A 13,293-nucleotide genomic window follows, 5' to 3' on the forward strand; every position below is an offset into this window, starting at 1 on the left:
GCGCCTCCAGTGACGTTTGGGCCATGGTAGCTCTTCCTCCTCGCCCCCTCCCCCTCCATTCTTTATCGGTATCTGAGAATTTCGATTTCAGCGACCTGCGGAAACACTGGCCCTACTTCACAGTGATCGATAAAGAACGCAGATATGGGCAAAACAGCACCGTAGAAGTCCTTCTCGACAGACCACAGAGGCCGCCCGCACGGCTGCCAAACCGTAGAATCTTCTCGCTGCCCGTCCAAGCAACAGGCCGTTGTGTGATTCCGTTCAGCGCTGAGGAGACAAACCTCACACGTGTTTTTTCTTTATTGATATTCTGGCGCTCTTAACTGGGGTTTCACTGCCAAATATCAAAAAATAAATATCACGTGTGAGGTTGTCGCGTGAGGTTGTTCCTGAGCTCGGCGCGTGAGGTCTCCCGGCGCGCTGGGACTAAGCTACACCGAGAAGGGCCATTCGCCGACGGCGAGGGCTTCGATCGCAGCGGCAACGGCATCGTCCTCGCAGCGGCCAATGTGCCAGCGGGCTGCCGTTGCCGCCTCGGGCTGGGCGTTGGCAACCGCCACGGAGTTGGGAACCGCCGAGAAGAGCGGCAGGTCGTTGCCGGCGTCGCCAAAGACCACGACCTCGTCCGCGTCAATGCCGAGAAGCTCGCACAGCATGCGCGCTCCGGAACCCTTGTTGTAGCCGTGCGGCATCACGTTGGAGAAGCCTGCGTGCGCGTAGTCGAGGTCCAGCTCAGGAACCTCGCGCGCCGCCCGGGCGATAAGATCTCGCGTGCCCGCCTCGTCCGTGTCCACGAACACGTTGGCCTTGACCACCACATCCGGTACGGCGTCGACCGGCACGCACTTCTCGGCGTAGGCGGGAAAGGGGCGCCTAAGGTCCTCTCGGCTTCCGGCAACCAGGAGCGGCGTTCCTCCGTCAAAGCAGAGCATCCCGGAATGCGGTACGCCCGCAAGCATTGCCGCCAGTCGCACAAGCGCGTCGTGCGGCTGGCGCTCCTCGTACACTAGCTTGCCACCGAGGTAGACCTGCTGGCCATTGGTGGCCAGGCAGGTGGCGCAGCAAGCGGCATCCCCGCCAAAGAAGGGCGGAATCCAGTCGATTCCGCGACCGCTTGCGGGACCAATGGCAATGCCGGCATCAAGCGCTGCGTGGAAGGCCCGTATCGTGCGCTGGGAGACCTGGGGATTGCCCTTGGGCAGAATCGTCCCATCGATGTCGCAAAGGATGAGCTTGGTGTTTTTCGGCATTTCGCCCCTACCCTCTCTGCACCACCTGCGCTACAAGGCGGTAACGCCCGCGTCTCCCATCTCGGCACTGGCATCAACTGTCTTCTCGCCAGTACCCCTTACCACTGTACCCGGGGAAGCCTGGTCTCCGTCAAATGTAATGCCTTTCGTGCCCATGGAAAGCCGTGGCCACCCGCTGTGGTGACGTGATAGTAGGTGCGCCCTTGGCTGTTTTCCGCAGCGAGAGGGTTGGGCGGTACCGAAGCAGCTCAAATAGCGCACACGAAAACGATCCGGCGTTCTTCTCGGCGGCGTTTTCCCAGGGACTTGGTAGTAGGGGTCGTTTTGGCGTGCGCTTTTGCGGGACTGGAGGCCACGGGCGGGACCGACTCGAAGCACGGGCGCCCCTCGCCTCCGTTGCGAGGGCGCCCCTTTCCTCAAAAACTGCGGCTTAATTGCAGTTGGCCGGGGTCGCTGCCGAGAAGAACCGCAGGTAGCGACCTCGGCCCCTCCTGGCGGGCTGCAATTAAGCCGCAGTTTTCCCAGGCGGCCAAGCTCGGGGGCCGCCACGTGCCCACACCAAGCCCGCCGTCTCGGAGGACGGTGCCGCGAAGGGGACAGCGAGAAAGACTAACCTTTCGGCGCCCCGCCTAAAAACGGAGACGCCAAAAGGCCGGAAACACACCCACTTATTGCGCTACAAAGAACCGCGGGCGCTTCATGAGCGCGGTGTTGCCATCCACCACCGAAGACTGGGCCAGGTGGACCACCATACGCTCCATATCCAGAACGCGCATCGAGGACTTCTCCGTTGCAGCGTTGAGAGCATCCTCCGCACCGTCGTAGCCGGCCGAAAGCGCAGCCCGCATGAGCGCAATAACCTGCACGGCATATCGCTGCTCGTCAGACATCTTTCCCTGCTCGTCACCTTTGGCAAGCCTCGTCGCCGCATCAAAGTACGAGCTTCGAAAAGCCTCGGCCTCGTCACCAGAAAGGCCCTGCCCAGAGACAACTCGCGAGATCATCTCATTCTCAATCGCCACTTTGGTCTTGTCCTTGAAGCGCCCGCTCGAGTTCCAGAGTTTCATGGCCGAGAGAAGCACGACCTGCCACACACCAATCTCCCTCTTGTGCGCGCTGGCCGTGGCAACATCATTGCCACTCAGGGCACACGCCTCGTCACTCTGGCAAACGTCCTCGGCGCACTGCTCAACTATGCCGTACAGCACATCGACGTACTCGTCAAAGCTCAGGTTGACCTCGGGACGTGGCTTAGGAACCATTTCCTTAAGTCTGTCCACCAAGCCAGAGAAGTCCACAGCCCGCTCCCTTACTCGAGGTTTGCGTGTCGATCTTTCACATCTTTCTCGGTCCACCCCATACGCCACATGATCTCAAGCGCAACAATGTCGCCAAGTAGAAATAGCTCCTGCTCAACAAGGGTGGACATGGGCTGCTCGGACGCATACTCCCCACGGCCCGCAAACTTGGTGCGACCACGAAGAAGAAGACGGTTTGAGGCGAGCGAATCAATCGTGCTCCCAGGCGTGCACCCAATGTAGAAGACGTCGGCGCCCTTCTCGCGGGCAATACGACCTATCTCGGCGGGCAGTTTGCTCTCCCCAGAGCTCGACCCGATAAGCACAAGGTCGTGCTCGCGTACGGGCATTTCGGTCTCGTCGCCCACATAGTTGATGTCAATCCCCAGGTGCTTCAGGCGCTTGACCCACGCCTTAAGCGAGATGAGCATCCTCCCTACGCCCATCACAAGGACGCGTCGCCCGGGAACCAACAGCTCGTCGACAAGACAATCAAGCTGTGCATCGTCAAGAGAGGGGAGGGTCTCTCCAAGCTCCTTAAGGACAAGAGCTGTCGAGTCCCTCCCGGCCATCACTCTGCCTCCGGCACGTACATGGCCTTGCAGATGAGAATCGAGTGATCGTTGATTCCCGAGCAAAGCGCGGGAAGCCCGTCCAGCGAGCTCTTGTGGGTGATGAGGTCGGTGACCTTCATCTTGCCTTCGTCGAGCATGCGCACGGTGTAGTGCCACTCGTTGATGGGCGTGTCTGCGTAGTGGGAGTTCCAGATGCCCTTTAGGCTCAGCTCCTTGCGCAGAATCTGGCTGTGCTGCGCCAGCTTGATGGTGGTATCGCTCGCAGGATTGCCCATCATCACAACGGTCCCAAAGGTACGCGTGCACTCGATGGCCTGTCCCAGACCAGACCCACTGCCAGTTCCCTCGATGGCCACGTCAACGCCCCTGCCGTGCGTAAGCTCGCGCACGCGCTCAACAAGGTCGACCTCCTTGGAATCGATGACCTCGCACCCATGCGCGCGGGCAAACTCGCACTTTTCCTCGACGATCTCGGAGAGAACCACCGACGCCCCAAAGAGCTTTGCCCAGCGAGCGGCCATGATTCCGATGGGCCCAGCTCCCATGATGAGGACGTTCATGCCGGCGGTAACCCCGCCCTTCCTCACGGCGTGCTGCGCAACCGTGCACGGCTCGGTCATGGCAAGGGCCTCGCCGGGTGTGTCCGGGTTTGTCGATGGGACGAAGTGCCACGCAGAAGGTACCAAGCAGTACTCGGCAAAGCCGCCGTCACTTCTCGACCCAAGGTAGTCGTAGTCCTCGCACATGGCATAGTTGGCCGAGAGGCACGCGTCGCACTTCCTACACGGTATGCAAGGGAATATCGCCCCGCGCTTCCCCACAAGGTTCTTGTCCGCGTCCTCCCCCACTTCGACAATGGTGCCACCGAACTCATGCCCAATGGTGAGGGGGTAACGCTGCTTGCTGGTACCAAGCTTGAAAATCCTTGGGATGTCCGAGCCGCAAACCCCACAGCCCTCTACCTTGAGCAGTAGCTGCTCACCAACGGGCTTGGGAATCGAGACGGTATCGGTGGTGAACTCGCCAATGCGATGGAGCCTGCATGCCTTCATCGTTCCTTCGTGGTACGCAGATGGCGAGAGATATCGTGAGAAGTCCATATGTGCGTCATTCCCATCTTTCGAAGTCGTTGTTGCTCGCTCACAGTCGCCTTCGCGCACGGAATGGGGAGGCCTACTTCTTGAGTAGCCCCTCGACGCTTACGGCGTTGTTCGCGGGTACGATCCTGATTTCAACTTTCACGCCCTTGGCGACGAGCTCCTTGAAGATCTCTCGCTCCTCGGGTGAGGCGGCAATGTTCTTGTAGAACTTCTTCCTGCCAGCCGACATGCCCATGCCGCCAATGTTCACGAAGTCAATGTCGACGCCGGCATCAACCAGGCGCTTAATGGTAAGCGGGAACTTCACCAACAGAATGGTCTGCTGAGGGAGACCCTCCTTCAGCTTGGGGGCCGCATCATCCACCGAGAGCGTCTCGATGGTCGTTCCCTCGGGGAGTAGCAGCTGGAACATCTTGGTCATGAACGGGTCTTTGCTCACCTGGTCATCCACAACCATGATGTGGGCGCACTCTGGGAACTGGTGGATCCATGCCGTCATGACTTGGCCATGGATAAGACGGTCGTCAATACGGGTAAACACAAGGTTCTTCACGCTCATGGCTCCGCTCTCCTTTGGGTTGCCGGACCAAATTTCTCGTGTGACAAATGCGTAGCTACTACGCTCGTACAATCTCGGCCTGATAGGCCCTGTACTTCTCTGAAAATGCGCTAGGACCACCCTGAATGAGCGAGGAGGTACCAACCACAAACCCCGTGGCACCTGCCTCATGCATGTGCCTGGCATTCGAAGGCGTCGTGTTGCCGTCTACCACAATGCTTATCGGGTGCTTTGCTTGAGAGGTTATCTCGGAAATCCTGCGCAGCTTGTCAAGATGGTCGGGAACCATCTTCTGACCGGCAAAGCCCGGACTCACAGCCATGACCATGACAAAATCGAGAACGTCGAGGCATTCCTCCAGATAGCTCACCGGCACGCCCGGACTTAGGGCAAGGCCCGCGGAAACGCCCATGGCCCGAAGGCTCTCGAGCAGACTATACGGCTGGAGGGAAACCTCGGGATGGAAGCTCAGCGAGTCTCCCTTGCGGAGGCCGAAATACGGGACAAAGCGCTCTGGCTCGGTAGCCATGATGTGGACATCAATCGAGAGGTCCGTAAGCTGTCGGATTGCCTTGAAGTCTTCCGAGCCGAGCATGATGTTTGGCACGTAATGCCCATCCATCACATCAAAGTGAATCCCGGCAACACCCGCCTCCTCGAAGGCGCGCACGTAGGCCTCAAGGTCCCACGGCTTGCAGCACATTACCGAGGGGTAGATGTCCACATCCTTCTTGTTTCCCATGTCAACCCCCTGAAGAGCCCGCCGCGAGCGGCAAAAGGCTCATACTTGTACCGAGCCCTCGTCGCGGTGCAAGCGCTGCGGGGGCCTGGGTAGCGTGCCCTCCTGTCCCACTTGGACATGGCTGTTCGGACAGGAGGGCACCCGCACGTACACTGTCTTGCTTCGCTCTAGAGCGTGCCACGGCGCGTCTTGCGTGGCAGCCGGAAACGGTCTAATACAGGCCCATGAGAGCCTTGATGCCCACGAGGGCAAAGCCAACCAGGAAGATGATCAGCACCATCGTGAGGGGCTTTACCTGCTTCTTGGACAGGAGCGCCCAGGTTCCAAGAACCACAAGGAGCGGGAGAAGGCCCGGGAGCAGCGCGTCAAAGACGCCGGTCTGCAGGTTGAGCGAAACGGTACCAAGCTCGTTGGTCCAGTCAAACTCGAGCCAGGAGAGGTCGACCTTGACGTTGCCAACGGTCATGCAACCAACGACCATGAGGCCAACGATGGAGACCGCGTCGAGGACTCTGTTGATGATGCCGCTCTGCAGCAGGTCGACGATGGCGTCGCGGCCCTTCTTGTAGCCCAGCATGTACATGTTGTAGCCGCAAGTAAGCTGGAGAATCTTGTAGCCAACATCAAAGATGATGGGGCCTGCGAAGTTGCCAGCAAGGGCAAGCTGAATGCAGATGCCGGCGAGGATTGGGTAGGCAATCGACTGCGAGACGGTGTCGCCAATGCCTGCCATGGGGCCCATGAGCGAAGAGCGCATCAGCATGATGTCATCTGCGGAGATGTCCGCGCCCTCGGCCCTCTTCTCCTCCATGGCGCAGGTGATGCCGTTGATGATCGTGCCCATCCAAGAGGGTTCGGTGTTATAGAACACCAGGTACTTCTTGAGCTCCTCGGCCTGCTTATCCTCGGGATACAGCTCGCGGATGACCGGCACGAACGCGTTCGTGTTGCCAAGGCCCTGGAGTCGCTCGTAGTTGTAGCAAGTCTCGGACGAATAGGTGAGCAGCCAGTTCTTGACGAGTGTCTTCTTCGAGAGCGCCATTATGCCTCGCCCCCAGTCAGCTTCTTGGTGCTATCGGACTGGTAGTTGTAGAGCAGGATTGCGACAAGTGCTGCGATGAACGTGACCATCATCGTGGTGAGGCCCATGAACTCGGCAAGTGCGAAGCCGATGAAGAAGAACGGCATCAGCTTGGGCTTGTTCAGGTACTGAAGCAGCATTGCGATACCAAGTGCTGGCATGAGGCCGCCGACGATGCCAAAGCCATCGACGATCCACTGCGGGAAGGTCTGGAACCACTCGCCAAACGGGGCGCCGTAAAGCACCACGAGCATGGCAGGTATGCCGTTGAGTATGAACGAGACGAAGAACGACGGGATGTAGTTGCACATCCTCATGGCACGAATGTTGCCCTTGTTGAGGAAGTCCTCGGCCATGTGGACCCACAGCGTGTTGATGGACATGTATGCCGTCCACACCATGATCGTCACGCTGCCGAGAATGACGCCGACCGTCGTGGCGGAGTTCACGTCAAGCCCGGAGACGAGCGCGAGCGCCGTGCCAACGGGACCTGCGAACTGCGGGTTACCCGGCATGGAGCCACCGGCAGTGATGAAGCCGACATAGGGCAGGTTGATCGCCGCAGCGATCATCATGCCCTCCACGGGCTTTCCGAGCACCAGGCCAACCAGGAATCCCGACCACAGCGGGTACAGCCAGGTCCTGGTTACGACGTGGCTAAACCACCAAGTGCAGCAGGTCGTGATGAGTGCAACAAGAATGGCTTGTACTATCACTACTCTCACCTTCTACTTACACGCCCCAGCAGATTCAGAACAAAAAAGTGCAGCCTTCAGCTAGCCCTTGATCGCCTTGGGTCCCCCTCTCAAGTTTGGTTGTACGTGTGGCTTAGCCGAAGATCTTCTCAGCTAGACTGACCATTCCTTTACCACCGGCGGCAAGCGCCGTCTCTTCAAGATGTGGCAGATCCTGCTCGTCTCGGTCACTCACGACCTCGATAAGCATGGGCAGGTTGAGCCCGGTTACGCACCGAATCTTCTTGGTACCCATCTCGTTCATAATGCGTGCTATGCAGTTGCATGGGGTGCCGCCAAAAAGATCGGTGAGAACAAGCACGCCACTGCCTTCTGAATCTTCATAGAGCGAGTGGACTTTCATAGTGAGCTCATCAAGAAATGCATCAGGTGACTACCCAATATTCAAGGACACGGTTGCGTATCCTTTTGCTTCTCCCATGATAAGTGTGAGAGCTGAGGTTATCCCCCGAGCAAACTCACCATGTGTGACAAGTAAAATATTTACCATTTGATGTTCACCCCTCTCTGTGCTTCTCTGGTTATTCAGATAGTATCCACGTCGAAATTGGAGGGTGCTCAAAAACTTGCGGTGTGTGTTGAGTGGTATTTTCGCTTCGGTGAATGGATGCGAAACGAAAGCAATGGAAAGCAAATCCTGGCATTGCCAAACTAGCTGCATAGCTTCTGCGGGTAAAACGTATGAATGAGCAGGAAAATAACTTGTGATGCTACATGCTCACATTGTTTCGCACTCGTAACGCTGCTTCAGCATGGGTACTGTATCCGTCACGGCACTGGAGTTGGAGGCCTCCCGATGACAAACGCCTCACAAAGGATTACCTCCGAGGAGCGACAGAATCGAATTCTCGACATGCTCTCGAGAAAGGGCGAGGTTGTGGTCTCTGAGCTCAGCACAGAGTTTGGCGTCTCGGCGGTCACGATTCGAACCGACCTTACCGAGCTTGAGCACGAGGGAAAGCTCAAGCGCATACATGGTGGCGCCGTGCCCGCCCGAGAACTTGTGGTTCCAAGCCTTCCCACACGCATCAGGAGAAACGTGAGGGCAAAGGACGCCATTGGCAAGGCAGCAGCCGAGCTGGTTCACGACGGCGAGACCATCCTTGTGGGGTCGGGAAGCACGACCCTTGCATTTATCCGCAGCCTTGACAAGAAGAGGGACATCTCCATCATCTCCGATGAGCCTGCAGCGCACACGTACATCCAGCAGCACCTTCCCAACGCTACTCCCATTAGCACAGGCGGCATCCTTGGTCGAGGCTTCCACCTCTATGGTCCCTACCTCAGCGCATCACTGGTGGGAACACACGTAGACAAGGTTTTTCTCGGTGCTGACGGGTTTGAGAGAAGGTTGGGCTTCCTCGCGGAGCGGCAGGTGACCGCCGACGCGAAGAAGGAGTTCATGAAGCACGCCAGCAAGGTAATCATCCTCATGGATGCAACTAAGGTCGGCGCAAGCAGGCTGTTTGTTCCCTTTGCCCAACCAGGCAACGTTGACCTTGTGATTATGGACACAGATCCCAGCGACGTTGTGGCAGAGGCTGCGCGCGTTGACGGTGGCCGCGCGCGGGTGGTCGAGGTGGTACGGCAGACAGCTGGTCTCTAGCGCGCACCGCCCCACCTCGGACGGCTCCAAAGAGTTGCTTCCACCGCAAACCTGCGGCTTAATTGCACCCCACAATCAAGACGCAAGCTATCTGCCTGCGGATTCTCTCGCGACCACAGGCGGTTAACTGCAATTAAGCCGCAGTTTTCAATCGGGGGCGGCCAAGGAGGCGTACGATTGCCTCAGCCGCGGCTTGCCACCCAGTCGCAAAAACGGAAGGAATCGCATGGCCAGCAAGGAACGCCTGACAGAGGATCTTCTCGCCCGCCTCCTGGCAGCGCCCAACGTGGAGTCCTACCTTGGCGAGCCGGACTCCACCCTCAATCGCGACCTCCCCCACTACCTGCGAGAGCTTCTGGACGAGAAGGGCATGAAGCGCGCCGAGGTCGTACGCGCCTCCGGTCTTAACGGCACCGTTGTCTACGACATCTTTGCCGGCAAGAGCCGCCCCGGCAGGGACCATGCCATCATGCTTGCCCTGGGCATGCGCTGCACGCTTCGCGAGACGCAACGGCTCCTGCGCCTGTCTGGCGTATCGGAGCTGTGGCCCAAGGTGCGCCGAGACGCCATCATCATCTGGTGCATTGACCACGGCTTCGATCGCTCCGCCACCGATGACGAGCTGTGGAGTCTGGGAGAGCAGACCCTCTTTCACACCGGCCCCCTGCGTGCAGGGCAGGCCGGCAGCCATCCGGTCAGGCAGTCGCCCTCGCCCGCCCAGTGATTTTTCAGTTGCCAACTGAGGAGCGACCATCCTGGGTTGCATATCATGGAAAAGAGCCGGTCCTCACGCGCAAGCCGGCACTTATGCCATCGTGCGGGACGGGACCAAAGGCTTGAACGACGACCAGGTAATGCATGCAATGAGCGTTGATGACTCCTACCACGTGGAGCGTGTTCTCGCACATGGGCAGGGAGGCATAACCGAGCTTGTCACCCTGGACGGTACGGGTCCCTTTGTGCGCAAGCGCATCCCCGCAGCGCGTGCCCACCGTGGCGTCTGGGCAGCGCTCCCCGAGATTGACTGTGCGCGCCTCCCCCACATCGAGGCAACGTACGAGATGCCCGATGAGTTCATCGTCGTCTACGACTACGTTCCCGGCGAAACCCTGGAGCAGCTCGTCGAGAGTCGCGGGAAGCTGGACGCCGCAAAGGCCCGACATCTGGTTGGCGAGGTCTGCCAGGCCGTCTCGAAGCTGCATGCCCACGACATCGTGCACCGCGACATCACCCCCTCAAACGTAGTGGTTGCCGCCGACGGCGCTCACTTGATCGACTTTGGCATTGCGAGGCTTGGCTCCGAGGATGCCAAAGGAAATGAAGACCAGCTTGGGACCTGGGGCTTTGCCGCTCCCGAGCAGTACGGATTCGCAAAGACCGACGCTCGCTCGGATGTGTACTCCATCGGCCGGCTTCTGGGCTACCTCCTCACGGGCGTTCATTTCGAGGACAAGGAGGGCTACGAGCAGGCGCTTGCCTCTCCAGACGTGCCCGATGACCTGCGCTCGGTTGTCCTCAAGGCAACGGAGTTCGAGCCCAGTGCGCGCTATCAAAGTGCGGCTGAGCTCGAGCGCGCGCTACACAACGCGCCTGGCGAGAAGGACGGCACAACTGTGGCCACCGCGGCCATACCACGCAGTGCCGCAGATGCACACCCCGCGTCCGCGCCAAGGCGAGCACGCACAATCGCCCTTGTGTGCGTTATTGCCGCCATTGCCGTGGTGGCGGTGCTTCTCGCCATGCGTTTCTTTGTGGCCGACAAGACCACCGGTTCCCAGGGCGCAAGCGGCAGCAGCGCCATATCAAGCGGCAACACAACCGTCGTCACTGCACAGCCGGACGAGACAGACACCCAAGCAGCCGTGGACGCCCTCTCTGTTGGCGAGTCACACTGGTCGACAAGTAATGGCAGCGTATATGCCGAGTACTCGCTCACGAACAACTCCGACCGAACGGTTACGTATCCCAGTGTTACCATCACCGGCTACGCGGACGATGGCAGCGTCCTCTTCTCGGACGACCAGGTCCTTTCCGTCCTCGCCCCCGGTGAGACGGCGTACCAAAGCACCGTCCTCGACGGCTCAACGACACCCACACGCGTGGAGTTCGTGCCGGTCAAGCCCTCTGCGGACCTCCTGTCCGATGACACGGCTCCCTCGTTCTCGACCGCGAACGTATCGGCCAGGTCAAACGGCTACGGCGGAATCACCGTATCGGGCACCGTCACGCTGGAGAAGGACGGAACGACAAGGCTGCTGAGCAGCGATTACGGGGTCTGCCTCACCGCCATCCTGCGCGACGCCTCCGGAAACATTGTGGGCGGAGGCGTCAACTTCCTCAGCTCTCACCCAGCAGAGGGCTCGAGCATTCCGTTCGAGGTGCCCATATTCGAGCAGGTTGACTATACGACCTGCGAGGTCCACGCACTTGCCTGGTAGACCGGACGTGCAACGCAGCTGCATCACTCCTACAGCCCCAGTACCTGGCGCTTCTTCGCGTCGAACTCGTCCTGGGTGAGAATGCCCGCATCAAGCAGCTCCTTGAGCTTCTTGAGAGTCTCCACCTGAGAGTCGATGGAGGGCTTGTCCTGCTCGACTTTTGACTGGGCGCCCTCTGCCGCACTGGCAGCGCCTACCACCGAGGCATTCCTAGGGTCAAGCGACCCGGCAAGGTTCATCCCAAAGACCATCGCACCGCCGTCGCCCAGGCCGTTGTCCCTCACCCCCTGCGCAATAAGCTGCTGGGCAGAGATGTCTGCGGCACGCTGAGAGACATCCTCGTAGGCGCGCACGCCCATGCGCTTCTCGGAGAACTGCCGCACAAGCTCGCGGGACTGCTCTGAGAACTCGATGTTCTCGATGGCAACCGACACCAGCTCAAGGCCAAAGCGCGTTGGCCACGTTCCGGCATTGTCGCTTCCCTCGCGGATCTTCTCGCCAAGCGCCACCGTTTGCGACGGCAGCTGCGAGACGCGATACGTCGAGGAGAGCGCATTGGCCGCAGCTACAAACGACGTAAGGAACTCGCCCGTGAGCTGATGGCGCGCACGCGAATCGTCGAGCGAGTACGACGAGCAATTGGCAGGCACAAAGTTGCGGATGGCAAGCGTTGGGTCGCAGACTCTTACGCTCATCATGCCATAGGCGTAAATCTCAAGGTCGGCACCGTAGTAGAGGTCATTGTACGCAAGCGGGCCATGCGTCCCAAAGCGAATGCCGCGCAGCTCGCGCAGGTTGACGAAGGCAACTCGCTTGCTGTCGGGTGACATGCCGCCAAAGCCGATTCTCTCGGCGGCCTGCTGGACGAATATCCTGCCAAGCCCGCCTTCTGCGCGGTCCTTCTCGTCAAAGACGGTTGCCTGGCCATTACGGTACTCGTAGCCGCCCGGCGTAGTTATGACCTGCTCTATGCCCGCTTGGCTAAAGACGAACGCCGCCGTGTTCTCTGGAACATAGATTATTGAACCATTTGAGAGAATGTCCTCGGCACCGTAGTTGCCTCCGCGCCCGTTCTGGGAGTTTCTCCGCACACCCGGCGTCACAAGCGTGTGCTCGTTAAAGTGGCCAGCGGTGATAACGTCTTTCCATTGGTCCGAAAAGACACCGCCAATGGAGTCAAACGCTGCGTCGATGATGCCCATGGTTGTCTCCTCGCCGGTCTAGAGGGTCTGCTTGGTATCGCAGTAGCTACAGGTGACCACCGTTCCCTTGCGCCCAACGATTGGCGCATGGCATCCCACGCAGCGCTTGGTAACGGTCATGGGACGCTTGGGCAGCTCGGCCTTCTTGCGCGGCTGTCCCGTGCCCCCAAATAGCGCCCCAAAGGTACCCTTGGTCTCTTCCAACAGGTCGCCCAGCATGTCACCCGTCTCGTCGTCTGCTCCAATGCCGTCCAGGTCACCTACAGCAGCGCTCGAAATGGCCTGCTCCCAGCGCCTGGCGGCGCCTGCGGAACCACCGGCAAAGCACAGCGAGACGGTCTCGTCAGAAAACGCGACGTTAAGGACGTAGCTGTTGTCGACCTTGGTCACTGCGGTACGCGGCACCCCCAGGTCATCCAGTGCCTGCTCGAGCGGAAGCCGCTTGAGGTAGCGAGCCGTTCTAAAGGCTCCGTCGGGCACGGTCACGACAAGAACCAGGCTTTTGTTGGTGAGCACGACCTCGTCCAGGGGGTTCCTTCCCTCCTCGCTCACAAGGCTGACGTCGCTGCGCTGCAGAACGACAAACTCCCCCCGATCAAGGTTGTAGGACTTCATGATCACCCCAGAGGTCGGACGCGCTTGCCTCGATGTACACCAAGGCACCAGCAGAACCAATCTTAGGAA

General features: G+C 59.4%; 14 protein-coding genes. 3 read left to right on the forward strand and 11 right to left on the reverse strand.

Going from position 1 to position 13,293, the window contains the following annotated elements; translation table 11 throughout:
* Positions 1-434: 434 nt before the first annotated feature.
* The 9 genes from NVS32_RS04960 to NVS32_RS05000 all read right to left on the reverse strand — a co-directional run bounded on the left by NVS32_RS04960 (position 435) and on the right by NVS32_RS05000 (position 7,706).
* Positions 435-1,253: an HAD family hydrolase gene (locus NVS32_RS04960; RefSeq protein WP_032111116.1), complete on the reverse strand. Its 819-nt coding sequence runs from the start codon at positions 1,251-1,253 to the stop codon at positions 435-437.
* Positions 1,254-1,921: 668 nt separating this feature from the next.
* Complete coding sequence (locus NVS32_RS04965; RefSeq protein WP_032111117.1) at positions 1,922-2,551, reverse strand: hypothetical protein; 630 nt, start codon at positions 2,549-2,551, stop codon at positions 1,922-1,924.
* Between the two features lie 11 nt (positions 2,552-2,562).
* Positions 2,563-3,123, reverse strand: coding sequence for a phosphoheptose isomerase family protein (locus NVS32_RS04970; protein WP_032111118.1), 561 nt, complete (start codon positions 3,121-3,123; stop codon positions 2,563-2,565).
* Positions 3,123-4,226 carry a galactitol-1-phosphate 5-dehydrogenase gene (locus NVS32_RS04975; protein WP_199563124.1) on the reverse strand — a complete coding sequence of 368 codons (1,104 nt, stop codon included), beginning with the start codon at positions 4,224-4,226 and terminating at the stop codon, positions 3,123-3,125. The genes NVS32_RS04970 and NVS32_RS04975 overlap by 1 nt, the downstream gene beginning before the upstream one ends.
* A 73-nt stretch (positions 4,227-4,299) precedes the next feature.
* Positions 4,300-4,785 (reverse strand): PTS sugar transporter subunit IIB, encoded by a 486-nt coding sequence (locus NVS32_RS04980; protein WP_052009891.1) that lies wholly within the window; start codon positions 4,783-4,785, stop codon positions 4,300-4,302.
* A gap of 58 nt (positions 4,786-4,843) precedes the next feature.
* Entirely contained in the window at positions 4,844-5,527 is a 684-nt protein-coding gene (locus NVS32_RS04985; RefSeq protein WP_032111120.1) for a ribulose-phosphate 3-epimerase, read from the reverse strand.
* A 211-nt stretch (positions 5,528-5,738) separates the two neighbouring features.
* A complete protein-coding gene (locus NVS32_RS04990) occupies positions 5,739-6,569 on the reverse strand; it encodes a PTS system mannose/fructose/sorbose family transporter subunit IID (protein WP_032111121.1) in 831 nt (276 codons plus the stop codon).
* The gene (locus NVS32_RS04995) at positions 6,569-7,324 is read right to left on the reverse strand and encodes a PTS mannose/fructose/sorbose/N-acetylgalactosamine transporter subunit IIC (protein ID WP_032111122.1); all 756 of its coding nucleotides are present in this window, start codon (positions 7,322-7,324) and stop codon (positions 6,569-6,571) included. Before NVS32_RS04995 ends, NVS32_RS04990 begins: the two co-directional genes overlap by 1 nt.
* Positions 7,325-7,436: 112 nt before the next feature.
* The gene (locus tag NVS32_RS05000; RefSeq protein ID WP_258498932.1) at positions 7,437-7,706 is read right to left on the reverse strand and encodes a PTS sugar transporter subunit IIA; all 270 of its coding nucleotides are present in this window, start codon (positions 7,704-7,706) and stop codon (positions 7,437-7,439) included.
* 453 nt (positions 7,707-8,159) lie between these two features.
* Here NVS32_RS05000 and NVS32_RS05005 point away from each other — a divergent pair, with 453 nt between their 5' ends.
* From NVS32_RS05005 to NVS32_RS05015, 3 genes are all read left to right on the forward strand, one after another.
* On the forward strand, positions 8,160-8,969 hold the full coding sequence (locus NVS32_RS05005) for a DeoR/GlpR family DNA-binding transcription regulator (protein ID WP_158553514.1): 810 nt from the start codon (positions 8,160-8,162) through the stop codon (positions 8,967-8,969).
* Positions 8,970-9,195: 226 nt separating this feature from the next.
* Positions 9,196-9,693, forward strand: a complete 498-nt coding sequence (locus NVS32_RS05010; RefSeq protein WP_042089108.1) for a helix-turn-helix domain-containing protein — start codon at positions 9,196-9,198, stop codon at positions 9,691-9,693.
* Between the two features lie 112 nt (positions 9,694-9,805).
* Positions 9,806-11,407, forward strand: a complete 1,602-nt coding sequence (locus tag NVS32_RS05015) for a serine/threonine protein kinase (protein ID WP_032111124.1) — start codon at positions 9,806-9,808, stop codon at positions 11,405-11,407.
* Positions 11,408-11,436: 29 nt separating this feature from the next.
* On the opposite strand, the gene NVS32_RS05020 is transcribed toward NVS32_RS05015, so the two are convergent.
* Positions 11,437-12,609: an SPFH domain-containing protein gene (locus tag NVS32_RS05020; RefSeq protein ID WP_032111125.1), complete on the reverse strand. Its 1,173-nt coding sequence runs from the start codon at positions 12,607-12,609 to the stop codon at positions 11,437-11,439.
* A gap of 18 nt (positions 12,610-12,627) precedes the next feature.
* Positions 12,628-13,224: a hypothetical protein gene (locus tag NVS32_RS05025; protein WP_118768806.1), complete on the reverse strand. Its 597-nt coding sequence runs from the start codon at positions 13,222-13,224 to the stop codon at positions 12,628-12,630.
* Positions 13,225-13,293: the final 69 nt, after the last annotated feature.

This window comes from Tractidigestivibacter montrealensis (assembly GCF_024741235.1).
GTDB lineage: Bacteria > Actinomycetota > Coriobacteriia > Coriobacteriales > Atopobiaceae > Tractidigestivibacter > Tractidigestivibacter montrealensis.